Consider the following 16,286-nt stretch of genomic DNA (forward strand, 5'->3'; position numbering starts at 1 on the left):
AACCCCGAAGATGCTGCGCCGTCTGGCCATGGACATCAGCCCGCTCCGGACCAGCAGAGCCTTCCGCGACGTGTTCGTGGCGCGCACCGTGTCGGTTTTCGGCATCGGCATGCTGATGGTCGCGGTGCCCGTGCAGGTCTACGCGATGACCGGCTCGACCGTGCACGTCGGCGCGGTCTCCTCGGCCGAGGGCTTCGCGCTGCTCGCGGGCTTCCTGTGGGGCGGCGTGCTGGCCGACCGGCACGACCGGCGCCGGTTGATGCTGGTCGCGCGCACCGCGGCCGGCATCGGCTTCGCGCTGCTGACGCTGAACGCCTTCCTGCCCTCCCCCTCGCTGGCGGCCATCTACGTGCTCGCCGCCTGGGACGGGCTGGCGACCGGCGTGAGCGTCACCGCGCTGCTGGCCGCGACCCCCGCCCTGGTCCCCACCGACAAGCTGGTCGCGGCGGGCGCGCTCAACGCGCTGACCGTACGGCTCGGCTCGATGCTCTCCCCCGCGCTCGGCGGCCTGACCGTGTCGGCGTTCGGCGTCGGCTGGAACTACGCGGCCGCGGCCGCGGGAACGCTGGCCACCCTCGGCCTGCTGACGAGGTTGCCCGCCCTGAAACCGGCCGCCGCGGTCACGGAGAACCCGCTGAGGGCGATCGCCTCGGGGCTGCGGTTCGTGGCCTCGCACCGCGTGGTCGGCTCGCTCATGCTGCTCGGCCTGCTGTTCATGGTGGCGGGCGGCATCCCGGTGCTCATGCCCGCGTTCGCGACCCTGCAGCTGGGCGGCGGCCCGGCCACGATCGGCCTGCTCTACGCCGCGCCCGCCTGCGGCGCGGTGCTCGGCTCGGTCACCAGCGGCTGGGCCGGGCGGTCGCGCGCGCCGGGCAGGGCACTGCTCGTCGCGTCGGTCTGCGGCTTCGCGCTCCTCGCCTGCCTCGGGCTGGCGACCCATCCCGCGCTCGCCGTCGCGATCCTCTTCGGGTACGGCCTGGTCGCGTCCATCGAGGAGATCCTCCGCTACGGCCTCATCCAGGCGCACACCCCCGACGGCTACCTCGGCCGGGTGAACGCACTGTGGGCCGCCCAGGAGACCGGCGGCGAGGCCGTCGGCGCGCTCGGCGCGGGCGCGCTCGGCCGCTACCTGGCGCCCGGCACCGCGATCGTCGTGTACGGCGCGGCCAGCGCCGCCCTGGCCCTCGCCCTCGCCCTCACGCTCACCGGCCTGCGCGGCGCGACCCTGCGGGCCGAGCCGCAGGAAGCCGAACCACAGGAGAAGTAGTCCCGGGACGCCCGGCCCCGGAAACACCGGGGCGCTCCGGGGCCGGGTGCGGGCGCCCCGGCGGAACCGGCGAAGGCGGTGCGACGGAACGGCTGGAAAAACGGCCGCCTCTGTCAGATGGTGAGGAGTGACAGCAAACCCGTCATATCCCATGCTGACGTACGACCACCGGCGACGCCCTGCCGACGAGCCATCGCCGGTCCCGGGAGGAGTCCGGAGGAACGACGAGAGGAAGCCCATGGCCCAGACGGCCCAGACGACCGTCGCCCTCCTGCTGTTCGCCGCCCTGACCGGTGGCACGGCACCGGCGCAGTCCGGCCTGACACCGGCGGAGACACGGGTGGAGACACGGACGGCCGTCCTCGCGCCGGTCGCGGCCGCCGCCCCGGCGACGGGCGCCGCCGCGCGGGGGAAGACCGCCGCTCCGAATCTCCGCGCGTGCTACGACGGGAAGTGCAACCTCACCCTTTCGAAGGCGGTGCGCTTCCGGGTCAGTCCCCGGTTCGGCGTCACCCGGCTGTCCATCTCCTTCAACCGGACCTCCGTGCGGGTGCGGGCCACCGGGCCCGGGGTGACCTCGCAGGCGGTGCTCGGCCTCCGCTCGACGGGGTCGGTCAACGGCATCGGCATACGAGTGGTGTCGCTCTCCCGCGGCAAGGCGGTGCTGAAGCTCTCCCCCAGACGCTGACTCGGGAAGCCGGCGCGAGCGAGGCGGCAGGTATGCGGTCCCGCTGTCCCCGTACTCCCGTTCGACGGCGCCGCCCCTGAAGCGGACGGGTGGCGTGGCTGTGGCGTGACTGTGGCGCAACCGGTGCGGGCGCAGGCGGGCAGGCCGGCGTCCATGCCGGCGGCGCAGACCACGCCGGTGATGCCGTCGACCGGCATCCGGCCGCGCTGACCGGCCCGCAGTCCTTCGCCGACCGCGTCCGCCAGGACCGGCCGCGCGCGTCCAGCGGCTCGTCGCGCACCGACGACCAGGCCGTCAGGCGTTCACGGGCCGAGACCGGCAGTGGGAGGGTACGCACCATCCAGATGCACGCCGAACTCGGCCGACGCCACCTCCGCGGCGGTGGCCACCGCCCCCGGCTCAAGACCCGGCCGGACCGCCACCGCATTGCCCGCTTCGGAGCCACCCCGGTCGTCAACCGGATTGCCGGTTCGGTAGGTGTCAAGTCAAATGCGACAGGGAGTCTGCTGATCTGATCGCTAGGCGACCTCTTCCTCTGGGCAAGGAGATCGAGGGTCTCGCGGCGGCAGGTGGTCACGAGTTGTCGCTCTCCGTGCTCTCGGAGATCATTGCCAAGAGCGCGAAACCTTTCGAAAGCTCAAGCAGTGGCGAGCCATCGTCACCCGCTTCGACAAGCTCGCCAGTCGCTATCTCGCGGGCGTACGCCCCTGGAGATCACGGCCGACCCAGCGCTAGGATGACGCCGTGATCAACAAGCCACCAGGATGGGGCTACCACGCTGCTACCGTGATCACCACCCTCGTCATTGCCTGGTGGGTGAGCGTCCCCTTCAGCTACGCCGAATCAGGCGTGGCAGTAATCTTCGCTCTGGTGCCGCTGGTGTTGTACTGGGCTGTCCGCCTCATCGTGGCGTTGATACATGACGCCACCGCAGTATGGCGCCGAATCCTCGGTTGGCTCCCCTTGCCCCTGATCGTCTTGGTGCTGTGGGCTGCCGTCGACGCCGACCTGCCCTTCAAAACGCGCTTCGCCCTCTCCCAGTCCAGCATGGAGCGCTTCGCCCAGGATGTCCTCCGCGGCGGCACGCAAGGCCTTCCCGTCTGCGCGTGGACAGGACTCTTTCCGGTATGCGGCCACGTTATCGCCGAGGAGAACGAACCTACCGGCGTCGAACTACAGATCAACGAGTGGCTGATCGCGGGCTCGCGCTGCTTCGTGTGGGCGTCTCACGGCCAACCGCGTGCTGAGGACTACGAATACGGGCTCAGGCATCTGACGGGTTCCTGGTGGGGCTGTCGAGGGTGGGACGGCTGGTAATCGACTATCGGTCTCGACATCTCGACACGCGCAGCGGACGACATGACGACTCCTCATAGGTCACACGTGGTGACCATCGGAAAGAGCTCCGGGAAGAATTCGCGACAGTTGAATAAGCGACCTCACCAGTAAACTGCCACTACGGACACTACGGTCGTCGGTGAGCTCGCGGAGCCACTGGCATTGCCTCGAAGATCGTCAGATGGACATGTTACCCAAAGTCGACGCCCTGCTCGTGGTGCGTACCGACTTCTCTGACCAGGAACGATGGCAGGCCGTACGAAACTCGCTCGGCGACATCGACAAGGACGGCTGGGCAAAAGAGTTCTCGGGCCAGGTGAAGGTCGTCGAGGACCCCGCCTATCAAGGCCTCACCGCGCAGCAGATCCTCGCCCTGCTTCCGGAGGGCTACAAGGACTCGATCCTCGTCATCGCCGACAAAGTCACCGTCGATTCGCAGGAGATGCCGTTCCTGGTCATCGAGCTGGAATTCACATGGGAGATGCGCGTCATCCCCTCCGAGATCCCCGGGATTCACGCCAACCTCTCCATTGCCAACATGGACTTCGGCGAGTTCGCCGAGAGCGCCGACGCGGACGGCGTCTTCCGCGGGTTCCACGACTGAACCGCCACGCCTCCGGGGAGCACGGAACGTCGCCAGTAAGGCCCAGGGGGACGACAAATCGCGACAGTTGAATAGACGAGCCCACCAGTAGGACCCTCAGCTGGGACGGGGTGACATAGAGGTAAGTAGCGAGCATCGTGACCTGTGAGAACAGGCTCCGGGTCGTTATCGTGGCGCGAGATGCCGGGGTAATCCCGAGACGTTCGACTCCGAGACCCCTGCCCGTGCCGGCCAGGAGCAGGCAGCCCGTCACCGTGGGATGACCTGAGGCGATAGGGCTTAGCGTTATTTTTCGTACCGATGTTCCTCAACCCCCGATGCGACGTTCGTAGCGGTTCAAAAAATCGAACTGGATGCGGCGTGCGATCGGCCAGACGATCGAAGCGCAGCACGGACACCGAAAGGAACTAATGGATCATGGACAGTGACAGCAGCGTACTGACGGCGATTGGAAACACGCCACTGGTGAGACTGCGCAGGGTCGTGCCGGCCGGATGCGCGGAGATCTTCGTCAAGGTGGAGGGCCAGAACCCGACTGGGAGCATGAAGGATCGAATGGCCCAGTCAATGATCACGAGAGCCGAGGGCGATGGGCGGCTAAGGCCCGGTGACACCGTCGTCGAGTACACGGGGGGCAGTACCGGCGCCTCCCTCGCTCTGGTGTGCGCGGCCAAGGGCTACCGTCTGCGGATTGTCAGCTCTGATGCCTTCAGCGAGGACAAGCTGATCCAAATGGCGGCGCTCGGCGCGGAGCTCACCCTCGTGCCCAGCGAGAACGGGCTGATCACCAAGGCCCTCATCCAGGGCATGATCGAAACCGCCCGGGAGTTCAGCCGGCAACCGCGCACGTACTGGACCGATCAGCTGAACAATATTGACAGCATCGTCGGTTACTACCCCATGGGCGAGGAGATTTGGCAGCAGACAGGGGGACGAGTCGATGCATTCGTCCACTCGATCGGGACGACGGCCTCACTTCGCGGAGCGACGACTCCCCTCAAGCGTCACAATCCAGCGCTTCGAGTCGTCGCGGTGGAACCAGCGGAGTCCGCGGTGCTCTCCGGCGGCCAGCCCGGCGCACACCGCATCGAAGGCATTGGCATCGGCTACCTTCCGCCGATGTGGGATCCCACCCTTCCGGATGACATCGTTCCCATCTCCACCGCCGACGCCGAGGAGATGGCCAGGCGTCTGGCTCGGGAAGAGGGGTTGTTCGCCGGGACGTCGTCCGGAGCAAATGTCCTCGCCGCCATCCAGCTCGGGCAGCGGTTGGGGCCGCAGGCCAGGGTCGCGACCCTGCTGGTCGACTCGGGGCTGAAGTACCTCAGCACCAAGGTGTACCAACGCTGATCGAGGCTCTTCCTGCGGTTGCGTCCGCGGAGGCGGTGTACGAGTTTTCCCAGGTAGAAGGCGTGGTGCCGTGAAATGAGGACGGCCATCGCGTGATCCTTCAGGTTGCTAAACCAAGATCGAAGGAGTACGGGGAGATGGCCGTACCCGACAGTGTGGACCCCGCGAGCCGGACCTGTCCGGGCACGTACTCGACCTTGAGGGTGCTGTTGAACGCCTCGGAGGCTGCGTCGGCGAGCGCGCAGCCCAACCGGCCCATGGATTGGACCACGCCCAGACGTCCGCACAGCTCCTGGTAGCGGGCGGCCGTGTATTCCGAGCCGCGACCGGAGTAGAGGATCACCCCGGATCTGCCGGCGCGCCGAGCGCGGGGTGGGGGTGTCGGCAGCAGGCGCGGAGGGTGGTCAGGACACGTCGTCGTCGAGCCAGCGGCTGCGACGAACAGGCATGGTTCGGATCGCCGCAGCCGACTCAGCGGCCGTGAGCCCAGATCAAACCGCCGCGGCCGGAAGATGCCGCGCCGACCGCCCAGACGGAACCGCTCTCCGGCTGGACGGCGAGGTCACGGACGAACGCGTTCTGGTTCGGCGGAGCCGGAAAGGCGCCCGGCTCGACGCTGTCGGCGCCGATGTGCAGAAACCCGCTGCCCCCGCCCTTGGCGTCGTAGACGACCCAGGCCCCGCCTCTGCCGTCGGGCTCCGCCTGGGCGCGCGGCTGGATGCCCGGTTCACCACGGACCTCGAAGCTGAAGCCGCCCAGATAGCCCGACAGCAGCAAAGTCTCGCCGCAGAAGGAGTGCTTCGCACTGCCGCACGGCCAGGCGACCCAGCCGACGGCCATCACCCGGCCGGTCTCACCGTCGACCGCGACATCCGTCAACTCCGAGATCTGGTTCGAGCGCGCGGACGGAATCGCGGGAAGCGCAACCGTACGCCAGGCCGTGCCGGTCCAGCGGGCCAGAGCCGCCGTGCCCCGCACCGAGCCCGCCGCCCACTTGCCGTCGAGTCCTTTGACCACGATCGGCGTGTCGACCTTGCGCCACACCGACCCGGTCAGGCGCCGCAGCGTGGACCGCGCCTTCCAACCGGCGTCACCGGCCGCGGGGAACGTGTTCGAGTTCTCGATGACCCACAGGTTCTTGCCGATGGCGTACGCCCGATCCACCCGGCCATGGCGCCATCGCTTGGCCTGCCAGCGCCTGCCGTCCCACCGGGCGTACCGCGACGCGCCGAACGCCCAGACCCTGGTGTCGGACGCCGACGCCAGCCGCTTCACCCGGAAGCCCGGCCCGGTGACCCGTTTGAAGGTGGACCGGCCGCCCTTGAGCAGGAGCGACTCGGTGCGACTCGATCCGCGATCCAGGCGCCTCGTCCCGGCGACCCAGACCGCCCCGCCCGGCGTCACCGTCACCGCGTCGTAGGAGTCACGGCGGTGGTCATGGACGATGCTCCACTGACCGGCCGGTGCCACGGCGTGGGCGGCGGCCGGCCCGGTGGCGACGAAAAAGGCGATGGCCGCAGCGGTGCCGCGAAACAGCATTCCCATACGGGTGAGACGCGCCCTTCAGCGGAAAAGTTTGCAAATGAAGTACTACTGGCCGGGCTCTCCGGCGCCCAGGCGTTCGGTGAGCTCGTCCTCGGACATGCCTTCGACCATGAGCCAGATCTCGGCGACCGCCTCCAGCCTTCCTGGGGTCTCCTCGAGCTCGGTGAACCGCCGGGCGACGCGTGACACGGTCCGCTCGGTGAACAGCGCGCGCAGCGGGAGCGAGGAGGCGTCGAGCGCCTCGCGCAGCCGCGCGATGACGGTGGTGGCCAGCACCGAGTCGCCGCCGAGCGCGAAGATGTCGTCGTGCGCACCGACCCTGGGCACGCCGAGCACCTGGCCGACGACCCGGGCCAGCACCCGCTCCAGCGCGCTGCTCGGGGCGGTGTAGGGCGCGCCCGCCTCCCCGGCCGCCGCGGCGACGAGGGCGGCGAGCGCTCTGCGGTCCACCTTGTTGTTCGCGGTGAGCGGCAGCGCGTCCAGGGTCACCAGCAGGTCCGGGACCATGTGCGGGGGCAGCAGCTCCCGTACGTGGGCGAGCAGTTCCCCGGTCCCGGTCTCCCCCGCTCCCGCTTTCCCGGCTCCGGTCTCCCCCGCCTCCTCGGCGAGCACGATCGCGGCGGCCAGCCGCGAGTCGGCGAGCAGGCCGACGGCGCGGCGCACCCGGGGGTGGTTCTCCAGCGCGGTCTCGACCTCGCCGAGCTCGATCCGGAACCCGCGCACCTTCACCTGGTGGTCGCGCCGCCCGAGGAACTCCAGCGTGCCGTCGGGCCGGTAGCGGGCCATGTCCCCGGTCCGGTACCAGCGGGTGCCCTCGTGGACGACGAAACGGTCGGCGGTGCGCTCGGCGTCGCCGCTGTAGCCGTCCGCGACACCCGCGCCGCCGATCCACAGCTCGCCCTGCGCCCAGTCGGGGCGGTCGCGCCCGGCCTCGTCCACGACCCGGCAGGCCACCCCGCGCAGCGGCACGCCGTACGGGATCGCCGTCCAGTCGGCGGGCACCTCGCCGTCGACCTCGATCACGGTCGAGTGGATGGCGGTCTCCGTCGTGCCGCCGAGCGCGACGAACCTGGCCCCCGGCGAGCGTTCCCGCAGCAGCGCGGGCAGGTGCGTGCCGACCCAGTCGCCGCCGAGCAGGACCAGCCGCAGGCTGGGCGCGGGGCCGGTCCGCAACAGCATCTCCAGCACCGACGGCACGCAGTTCAGCACGGTCACCGACCACCGCCCGGCCAGCTCGGCCCAGCGGGTGGCGTCACGGCGGTCGTCCTCCAGGGGGATCGCCACGGCGCCCCCGCGGGACCAGAGGGCGAACAGGTCGAACACCGACAGGTCGAAGTCGAGGGCCGACACCGCGAGCGACACGTCCCCCTCACCGATCGAGAACCGTTCGACCAGGTCGCCGATCGTGTTCATCGCGGCCCGGTGCGAGACCTCGACGCCCTTGGGCTCCCCGGTCGAGCCCGAGGTGAACAGCACGTAGCCGACCTGGCCGGGGGGGACGGGCACCGGCCCGTCCAGCGGCGCGGGGTGCGTCACGGCCGAGGTGAGCGAGACCGCGACCCCGGCCGTCTTGAGGATCCTCTCCCGCCGGGCGGCGGGCTGCCCCGCCCCGACGGGCACGTACGCGGCCCCGGCCGCCAGCGTGCCGAGCACCGCCACGGCCTGGTCGGGCCCCTTGGGCAGCTCGACGGAGACCCGGTCTCCCTGCCGTACCCCCCGCTCCACGAGATGGGCGGCGACGCGCAGGGCGCGGTCGGCCAGCTCGCCGTACGTGAGCGTGCCGCCGGTGCCGTCAGCGCCGTCGTCACCGGTGCCCCAGTGCAGCGCCGGGAGGTCGGGGGTGCGCCGCGCCCGCGCGAAGAACTCCTCGTGCAGCGTCCGCGCGGGCAGCGCCGGCTGGGCGTTGAGCTCGTGCCGCAGGCGCAGCTGGTGCGGCGAGGCGCCGATCCGCAGCGGCTCGGCCCAGTCGGCGTCCGCCGCGCCGAGGCGGGTGATCGCGCCCGTGTAGGCGGCGAACATCGCGTCGGCGACGCCGTCGGGGAAGGCGGGGTCGCGCACGTCCCAGTTCAGCAGCAGCCCGCCGGAGACCTCGGTGACCTGCGCGTCGAGGAGCACCTGCGGCCCCTGGGAGATGATCCACCCCGGCTCTCCGAAGCTGCGCCGCGCCCGGTCGCCGAACAGCTCGCCGAGATTGAGCGCGCTGGTGTAGACGATCGGCGCGAGCACCTGCTCGCCCCGCGCCCGCGACAGGTCGCGCAGCACCTCCAGGCCGGAGTAGTCGCTGTGCTCTCCGGCCGTGTGCAGCAGCGCCTGCAGCTCGCGGGCGCGCTCGGTGAACGGCAGTTCCCGCGACAGGTCGGCCTCCAGCAGGATGGAGCCGGTGAAGTCGCCGACCAGGGCGTCCACGTCGGGGTGGATCGGCTCGCGGTGGAACAGCGGCAGGTTCAGCAGGAAGCGCGGGGTCGCCGACCAGGCGCCCATCACCTCGGCGAAGACGGCGGCGAGCGCCATCGCGGGGGTGACGCCCTCCCGGTGGGCGCGGGCGATCAGCCGCTGCCTGTCCTCGGGGGCGAGCCAGTGGTGCTTGCGGACGACCCGGTCGCCCGGCTGCGGCACGACCGGCAGCTCCGGTGGCCCGGACAGCTCGCCGAGCCGCTCGCCCCACCAGCGCCGGTCACGGGCGCGGGCCTCGGCGCGCGGGTCGGCGGCGAGGTAGCGCGCGTAGCTGTAGCCGATCGGCGGCAGGCTCTCGCCCTCGTACAGCGCCGCCAGGTCGGCCAGCAGGGTGCGGTAGCTCATCGCGTCGGCGGCGACCATGTCGACGTCCAGGTGCAGCCGCGCCGCGCCGGACGGCAGCAGGCTCAGCCGCGCGTCGAAGACGCGGCCCGTCTCGATGGGGAGCCGCTGGGTGGACATCTCGGCGCGCAGCCGTTCCAGCTGCTCGCCGGGGTCCGGCGCGGCGCGCAGGTCGTGCACCGTGACGGCGGGGCCCGGCCGCTCCGGCAGGATGCGCTGGGTCCCGTCGTCGGAGATCGCGGCCCGCAGCATCGGATGCCGCTCGACGAGCGCCACGACGGCCGCCTCCAGCCGGGCGGGGTCGATCTCGCGTCCGTCGAGTTCCACGTAGAGGTGCGCGGCGACGGAGCCGAGCGACTGGCCGGAGTCGCGGCCGATCCAGTAGGCGTGCTGCATGAGCGCGAGGGGGAACGGCCCGTCGTCCGGCTCCGCGGCTTCCCGCCGCGTACCGGGGCCGGGGCCGGGAGCGCCGTCGAGGACGGAGCCGGCACCGGAGTCGGTTCCGGGGGCGGGGGTGGGGGCCGGAAGCGGATGCGGTGCGATGGCGCCGCGCTCGTCGAGCAGCTCCCACCACTCGGCCAGCGTGGGCCGCCGCGCGAGTTCGGCGAAGCCGACCTCGACGCCGAGGCGGCGCAGGCGGCCGGTCAGTCCCATCAGCTGGATCGAGTCCATGCCCAGCTCGATGAGGTTGTCGTGCGCCTCTACCTGCTCTCCCAGCAGTTCTGTCAGCGAACGGTGCAGTTCTTCCCTGGTCAGCACGGAACTCCCCTTAAGTCAGGTAAGCCTAACCTAATTTAGGAGGGTTCACGCGTCAACGCGCGTCTCATGACAACCCATGCGATCCCGGACGCACGGTCCCTCGCCCCTCGGCCGGCCAGGACGTCCGGCACGCCGTCACCGCGAAACGCGAGTCCCCTCACGCCCGCCCTCTCATCCCCTCGGTCGACAGCAGCCAGACCAGGTAGACGCCGCCGAGCACCCCGGTGACCACGCCGACCGGCACCGCGACCGGCAGGTGCAGCGTCACCAGATCGCTGAACACGAGCAGCGCCGCGCCCATCAGCGCGGCCGGTACGAGCTGCGTACCGGGCCTGCCGGTGAGCCCGCGCGCCAGCTGCGGCGCGGCCAGCGCGACGAACGGGACCGGCCCCACCGCCGCGGTCGCCACCGCCACCAGCCCCACCCCGACCACCACGAGCGCGGCACGCGTCCCCTGGACCGGCACGCCGAGCGCCTGCGCCGCGTCGTCCCCGAGCTCGCCCATCCGCAACCGCCTCCCGAGGGCCAGCACGACCGGTACGAGCACGGCCACGGCCACGGCGAGCGGCCACGCGTGCTGCCAGCCCCTGCCGTTCAGGCTGCCGGTGAGCCAGAACGCCGCCTCGTACGCCTCGCGCAACTCGGCGCGGGTGACGAGATAGGCGTTGAGCGCCTCGAGCATCGCGGCCGCGGCGACTCCCACCAGGACCAGCCGGTAGCCGTGCACCCCGCCCCGGTAGGCGACCAGGTAGACGGCGAGCGCGGTCAGCACCGCGCCGAGGACGGAACTGGCCGCGATGGCGACGGCGCCGCCGCCGACGACCAGGATCTGCAGCAGCGCGCCGGTGGCCGACCCCGTGGTGAACCCGATGATGTCGGGGCTGCCCAGCGGGTTGCGGGTGATGCTCTGGAAGACGGCCCCGCTCAGGCCGAGCGCCGCACCGGCGAGCAGGCCGGTGATCGCCCTGGGCAGGCGCAGCGTGAGCACGATGAACTCCGTGGCCCGGTCCCCCTGCCCGGTCAGCACCCCCACCACCTCGGTGAAGGAGATGGGGAACTCACCGCTGCCGACCACGGACACGGCCGCCCCCAGGGTGGCGGCCACCAGCACGGCGCACACCGCGACGACGCGCGGCTCCCACCGCAGGGACACCGTCCCGACCCGCAGGACACGACTCGTGCTCACAGCTGGGGAACCCTTCCGCGACGGACCATCAGTGCCAGGAGGGGGGCGCCCAGGAACGCGGTGACGATGCCCGTCTCCAGCTCGCCGGGCGCCGCGACCACACGTCCCGCGATGTCGGCGGCGAGCATCAGCACCGGCGCCAGCAGCAGCGAGTACGGCAGCACCCAGCGCTGGTCGGGACCGACCAGCGCCCGGACTACGAAGGGCACCGCCAGCCCGACGAACGCGATCGGCCCCACCGCCGCCGTGGCGGCACCGCACAGCACCACGACCGCCAGCGCCCCCAGCGCGCGGGTCCGGCCCGGCCGGGCGCCCAGCGCCCGCCCCGTGTCCTCCCCGAGGGCCAGGGCGTTGAGCGGGCGCGCCAGGCAGAGCGCCAGCACCGTCCCCGCCAGCAGGAACGGGCCGATCTGGACGAAGACGGCGAGGTCGCGCCCGGACAGCGAGCCCACCTGCCAGAAACGGAAGCTGTTGAAACTGCGCGGGCTGAGCAGCATCATCCCGGCCGTCAGCGAGCTGAACACCGCGTTGATCCCGGCGCCCGCCAGGACCAGCCGCGCGGGGGTGGCACCGGAACGGCCGCGCGACCCGACCAGGTAGACCAGCAGCGCGGCTCCGGCCGCCCCGAGGAACGCCGCCCACACGTAGACGAGGACGTCGTCCACCCGGAACAGGCCGATCACCGTCACGACCGCCACCGCGGCGCCGCCGTTGACGCCGAGCAGGCCGGGTTCGGCCAGGGGGTTGCGGGTCAGTGCCTGCATGAGCGCGCCCGCCAGTCCGAGCGCCGCCCCGACGGCCACCCCCAGCAGCGTGCGCGGCAGCCGCAGCTCCTGGATGATCAGGGAGCCCTCCGAACCGTCCGGGGAGAACACTCCGGACAGGGCCTGGTCGAGCGGGACCTGCTTGGCGCCGATCACGATGCTGCCCAGCACGGCGAGCAGCAGCAGGCCGCCGAGCAGGCACAGACCGGCCAGCCGTTTGGGGAGATACGCGCTCTTTACGGGAGGAGGCACACGCTTCAAGTTAGCCTAACCTAACTGGAGGTGTCGACGAACGGGCCGGGCGACGCGCACGAATCCCCCCGGCCTCCGGGCCCGGGAAGCACGGTCGTGTCCAGTCCGGGAAGCACGGCCGCGCCGGCCAGGAAAGCACGGTCACGCCCGCTCCGGGGAGTACGGTCGCGCCCGGCTCGCGACGGGCCACGGGAAGGGCACCGCGACGCCAAGAAACCACCAGACACGCGCACCGGAATCCGTACGCGGCCCGCGGGTTCCGTAGCGTGCACGAAGGTGGCCACGCCGGATCGGGCGGCGGCGACACCCGCGTCCGGAACGAACCGATGGGGTGCGGCCCTCAGAAACGGTGGCACGCTTCTTCCCGTACCTCCATCGCGCGAAGCACGACCATGGAGATGGTGACATGACACGTCCGCCGGTCCCGCCCTTCACTCTCGAAACCGCCGTCCTGAAGGTCCGGCTGGCGGAGGACGGGTGGAACACCCGCGACCCGGAGAAGGTGGCCCTGGCCTACACCCCGGACTCCCGCTGGAGGAACCGCGCGGAGTTCGTCGACGGGCGGGACGCGATCGTCGCGTTTCTCCGGCGCAAATGGACCAGGGAGCTGGAGTACCGGCTCATCAAGGAACTGTGGGCCTTCGACGGGAACCGCATCGCCGTGCGTTTCGCCTACGAGTGCCACGACGACTCCGGCAACTGGTTCCGCTCCTACGGCAACGAGAACTGGGAGTTCGACGAGGAGGGGCTGATGCGCGCGAGGCACGCGTCCATCAACGACCTCCCGATCGCGGAGGCGGACCGCAGGTACCGCTGGTCCCTGGGACGCCGCCCGGACGACCATCCGGGACTGAGCGACCTGGGTTTCTAGGGAACGCTCGCGGAGCCGCGGGCGGGATGGCGCTCCGGCGTGTTCCCGCGCTCCCCGCCGTGGACGAAAGACCCGCCTTCCAGGGACCTCGGCCCCTGCCTTCGGACCCGCCGTCGCGATGGAATGGGACCACTCGCCACCGTCCTCACCTTCTCGTTGGGAGATGTCATGACCAAACGCATAGCGACCCCCGGTGACCTGGGCAGGCGGGTGGCCCGGCTGCGTGACTCCCTGGGTCTGAGCCGCGAGCAGCTGGCCGACAGGGCCGGGGTCGACATCGGGTACGTGGGCTACCTGGAGGAGAGCGCGGCCTCGCCGGCGGCGGAGACCGTGAGCCGGCTGGCGTCCGCCCTGGAGGTCGGCGTCGAGGAGTTGCTGGGCGCGGCGGCGAACCTGCCGCCCGGTCGCGGCCGCCCCGCCGCAGGGTCCCTGCTGGAGAAGCTGCCGGAGGAGGAGTGCCTGCGGCTGCTCTCCCCCGGCGGGGTGGGCCGGGTGGCCTTCAACGATCCGGGAGGACCGGCGATCCTGCCGGTCAACTACGTGATGCGCGAGGGCTCGATCATCTTCCGCACAGCCTTCGGCGGGCCGCTCGACGAGCCCCTGCGCACGGGTGTCCGGGGCGTGGAGCTCAAGATCGGTTTCGAGGTCGACCGGATCGACGAGGCCGGTCGCGCGGGCTGGAGCGTGCTCGTCCGGGGCGGCGCCCACCACGTCTCCTCCGCCGAGGAGCATGCCGCCGCGGAGGCCTCCGGTGTCCAGGCCTGGGCGGGCGGCGACCGCGAGCTGTACGTCACGATAGTCCCCGCCGAGATCACCGGCCGCCGCATCCGGCACGCCCCCTGAGCGCGTACGGCCGCGCGGAGGCGACACCAGGGACCTTGGTCCCTACCTGTGAGGTCACGAGGGGACTAGCGTTCGGGTCATGATTCGCGTGTTCCTGGTCGACGATCACGAAGTGGTACGGCGGGGCGTGGCCGCGCTGCTGGAGTCCGAGGGCGACATCGAGGTGATCGGCGAGGCGGGGACCGCCGAGTCCGCGGTGGCCCGCATCCCGGCGCTGCGGCCGGACGTCGCCGTCCTGGACGTGCGCCTGCCCGACGGCAACGGGGTGGACGTGTGCCGTGAGGTCCGCTCCAGGGTGCCGGGGCTGGCCTGCCTGATGCTGACCTCGTTCGCCGACGACGACGCCCTGTTCAACGCGGTGATGGCCGGCGCGTCCGGCTACGTTCTCAAGCAGATCCACGGCTCGGACCTCGTCGGCGCCGTGCGCACGGTGGCGGGCGGCCAGTCGCTGCTGGACCCGCAGACGACCTCGGCCATGCTGGCGCGGCTGCGCGAGCAGGCCACCCGCAAGGACCCCCTGGAGGCGCTGACGGATCAGGAGCGGCAGATCCTGGAGCTGATCGGCGAGGGCCTGACCAACCGGCAGATCGGCGAGCGGATGCATCTCGCCGAGAAGACCGTCAAGAACTACGTCTCCAACCTGCTGGCCAAGCTCAGCATGGATCGCCGCACCCAGGCGGCCGCCCTGTCGGCCCGGTTGAAGGCCCACCGGCGGAACTGACAGCGCCTCCGTCCCCGGACGGCGGGCGTTCCGTCCCCGAAAGGCGGAGGCCCCGTGACGACCGGCGACGGCTCCGTGCCTGGCCGGCGGGGGCTCCGTGCCTGGCCGGTGATTGCTCCGTGCCTGGCCGGTGGTGCGGAGCCGGTGCCCCGGGGGTCACCCGGTGTCGCGCGAACCGTCACCCTTCCGCTCGAGCGGGACGCTCCACACCAGCCGGGTGCCGCCCCCCTCCGGTGTCTCGGTGCCGAGGAACCCGCCGAGGTTCTCGGCCCGTGTCTGGAGGTTGCGCAGCCCGCTGCGCCTGCCGTCGGCGGGAAGACCGGCGCCGTCGTCCGTCACGGTGAGGACGAGCCGCTCCTCGCCGAGCTCCACCGACACCTCCACCTTGGAGGCCCTGGCGTGCCGCACCACGTTGGACAGCGCCTCGCGCAGTACCGCCGGCAGGTGCTCGGCGATCTCCGGGGGAACCCCGGTGTCCAGCCGTCCCTCCATGGTCAGGCCCGGCATGAAGCCGAGGTGGCCGCGCGCTCCCTCCACCAGGGCGACGATCTGGGCGCGCAGGCCGGTGTCGTCGCCGCCGGGGGTCTGCAGGGCGAAGATGGTCGAGCGGATCTGCCGGATGGTGCCGTCCAGCTCGTCGATCGCGTTACGCAGCCGCTCGGAGGCCTCGGGCCGCTCGACGAGCCGCACCGTGCTCATCAGCGTCATGGCCACCGCGAACAGCCGCTGGATCACCACGTCGTGCAGGTCCTTGGCGATCCGGTCGCGGTCCTCCAGCAGTCCCAGCCGCTCGGCGTCCACCCGCCTCTCCGCCAGCTCCAGGGCGATCGCGGCCTGACCCGCGAAGGAACGCAGGGTGCGTACCTCCGCCCGATTGAACGGGACGCGGCCCTGACGCTTGCCCAGCGACAGCACGCCCCGCACCCCTCCCGTCGCGCCGAACGGCACCGCGGCCACCGGGCCGAGCGAGACGTACTCGGCGATCACGATCGAGACCTCGGTCTCGGCCGGGTCGGTGACCGTGACCGGCTCACCGCCGGTGAACGCCAGGCCCGCCAGGGACCCGGCGATCGGGGCCTCCGCGTCCACCACCCGCTCGTGGTTCTCGCCGTCGGCGACGACCGCCCGCAGGACCCGCCCGGTCTCGTCCGGCAGCAGGACCGCCGCGATGTCGGCCCCGGACATCTGCCGCGCCCGCCGCGCGATCAGCGTGAGCACCGGGCTGGGTTCGGCGCCCGACAGCAGGCTGGTGGTGACCTCCGCCGAGGCCTGCAGCCACATCTCCCTGCGCCGGCTCTCCTC

Annotated in this window: 15 protein-coding genes; 9 read left to right on the forward strand and 6 right to left on the reverse strand. The window is 71.5% G+C overall.

Translation table 11 applies throughout. The annotated features are described in order from the left end of the window. The first annotated feature begins 10 nt into the window (after positions 1-10). The 6 genes from entS (at position 11) to ACTOQ2_RS33070 (ending at position 5,247) form a co-directional block, all read left to right on the forward strand. Positions 11-1,267 carry an enterobactin transporter EntS gene (gene entS, locus ACTOQ2_RS33045; RefSeq protein WP_440104747.1) on the forward strand — a complete coding sequence of 419 codons (1,257 nt, stop codon included), beginning with the start codon at positions 11-13 and terminating at the stop codon, positions 1,265-1,267. 238 nt (positions 1,268-1,505) lie between these two features. Continuing rightward, complete coding sequence (locus tag ACTOQ2_RS33050) at positions 1,506-1,955, forward strand: hypothetical protein (protein ID WP_440104748.1); 450 nt, start codon at positions 1,506-1,508, stop codon at positions 1,953-1,955. Between the two features lie 89 nt (positions 1,956-2,044). Next, a complete protein-coding gene (locus ACTOQ2_RS33055; RefSeq protein ID WP_440104749.1) occupies positions 2,045-2,470 on the forward strand; it encodes a hypothetical protein in 426 nt (141 codons plus the stop codon). A gap of 229 nt (positions 2,471-2,699) precedes the next feature. Further along, positions 2,700-3,272, forward strand: coding sequence for a hypothetical protein (locus tag ACTOQ2_RS33060; RefSeq protein ID WP_440072133.1), 573 nt, complete (start codon positions 2,700-2,702; stop codon positions 3,270-3,272). 202 nt (positions 3,273-3,474) lie between these two features. Next, positions 3,475-3,897 carry a DUF6924 domain-containing protein gene (locus tag ACTOQ2_RS33065; protein ID WP_440104750.1) on the forward strand — a complete coding sequence of 141 codons (423 nt, stop codon included), beginning with the start codon at positions 3,475-3,477 and terminating at the stop codon, positions 3,895-3,897. A gap of 417 nt (positions 3,898-4,314) precedes the next feature. After that, positions 4,315-5,247 (forward strand): PLP-dependent cysteine synthase family protein, encoded by a 933-nt coding sequence (locus tag ACTOQ2_RS33070; protein WP_440104751.1) that lies wholly within the window; start codon positions 4,315-4,317, stop codon positions 5,245-5,247. A 100-nt stretch (positions 5,248-5,347) separates the two neighbouring features. On the opposite strand, the gene ACTOQ2_RS33075 is transcribed toward ACTOQ2_RS33070, so the two are convergent. From ACTOQ2_RS33075 to ACTOQ2_RS33095, 5 genes are all read right to left on the reverse strand, one after another. Beyond that, positions 5,348-5,518 (reverse strand): hypothetical protein, encoded by a 171-nt coding sequence (locus ACTOQ2_RS33075; RefSeq protein ID WP_440104752.1) that lies wholly within the window; start codon positions 5,516-5,518, stop codon positions 5,348-5,350. 200 nt (positions 5,519-5,718) lie between these two features. Continuing rightward, entirely contained in the window at positions 5,719-6,792 is a 1,074-nt protein-coding gene (locus tag ACTOQ2_RS33080; protein WP_440104753.1) for a hypothetical protein, read from the reverse strand. A gap of 45 nt (positions 6,793-6,837) precedes the next feature. After that, positions 6,838-10,347 (reverse strand): non-ribosomal peptide synthetase, encoded by a 3,510-nt coding sequence (locus ACTOQ2_RS33085; protein ID WP_440104754.1) that lies wholly within the window; start codon positions 10,345-10,347, stop codon positions 6,838-6,840. Positions 10,348-10,504: 157 nt separating this feature from the next. Continuing rightward, complete coding sequence (locus ACTOQ2_RS33090) at positions 10,505-11,533, reverse strand: FecCD family ABC transporter permease (protein ID WP_440104755.1); 1,029 nt, start codon at positions 11,531-11,533, stop codon at positions 10,505-10,507. Next, on the reverse strand, positions 11,530-12,549 hold the full coding sequence (locus tag ACTOQ2_RS33095) for a FecCD family ABC transporter permease (protein ID WP_440072127.1): 1,020 nt from the start codon (positions 12,547-12,549) through the stop codon (positions 11,530-11,532). Before ACTOQ2_RS33095 ends, ACTOQ2_RS33090 begins: the two co-directional genes overlap by 4 nt. 406 nt (positions 12,550-12,955) lie before the next feature. On the opposite strand from ACTOQ2_RS33095, the gene ACTOQ2_RS33100 reads away from it, so the two are divergent. The 3 genes from ACTOQ2_RS33100 to ACTOQ2_RS33110 all read left to right on the forward strand — a co-directional run bounded on the left by ACTOQ2_RS33100 (position 12,956) and on the right by ACTOQ2_RS33110 (position 14,984). Continuing rightward, positions 12,956-13,420: a nuclear transport factor 2 family protein gene (locus ACTOQ2_RS33100; protein ID WP_440104756.1), complete on the forward strand. Its 465-nt coding sequence runs from the start codon at positions 12,956-12,958 to the stop codon at positions 13,418-13,420. 168 nt (positions 13,421-13,588) lie between these two features. Continuing rightward, the gene (locus ACTOQ2_RS33105) at positions 13,589-14,263 is read left to right on the forward strand and encodes a pyridoxamine 5'-phosphate oxidase family protein (protein ID WP_440104757.1); all 675 of its coding nucleotides are present in this window, start codon (positions 13,589-13,591) and stop codon (positions 14,261-14,263) included. Between the two features lie 79 nt (positions 14,264-14,342). Next, positions 14,343-14,984: a response regulator gene (locus ACTOQ2_RS33110; RefSeq protein WP_440072124.1), complete on the forward strand. Its 642-nt coding sequence runs from the start codon at positions 14,343-14,345 to the stop codon at positions 14,982-14,984. A 156-nt stretch (positions 14,985-15,140) separates the two neighbouring features. Here the strand turns inward: ACTOQ2_RS33110 and ACTOQ2_RS33115 are convergent. After that, the coding region (locus ACTOQ2_RS33115) for a sensor histidine kinase (RefSeq protein ID WP_440104759.1) at positions 15,141-16,286 on the reverse strand (1,146 nt) is incomplete at its 5' end.

This window comes from Streptosporangium sp. H16 (assembly GCF_051918855.1).
Classification (GTDB): Bacteria; Actinomycetota; Actinomycetes; order Streptosporangiales; family Streptosporangiaceae; genus Streptosporangium.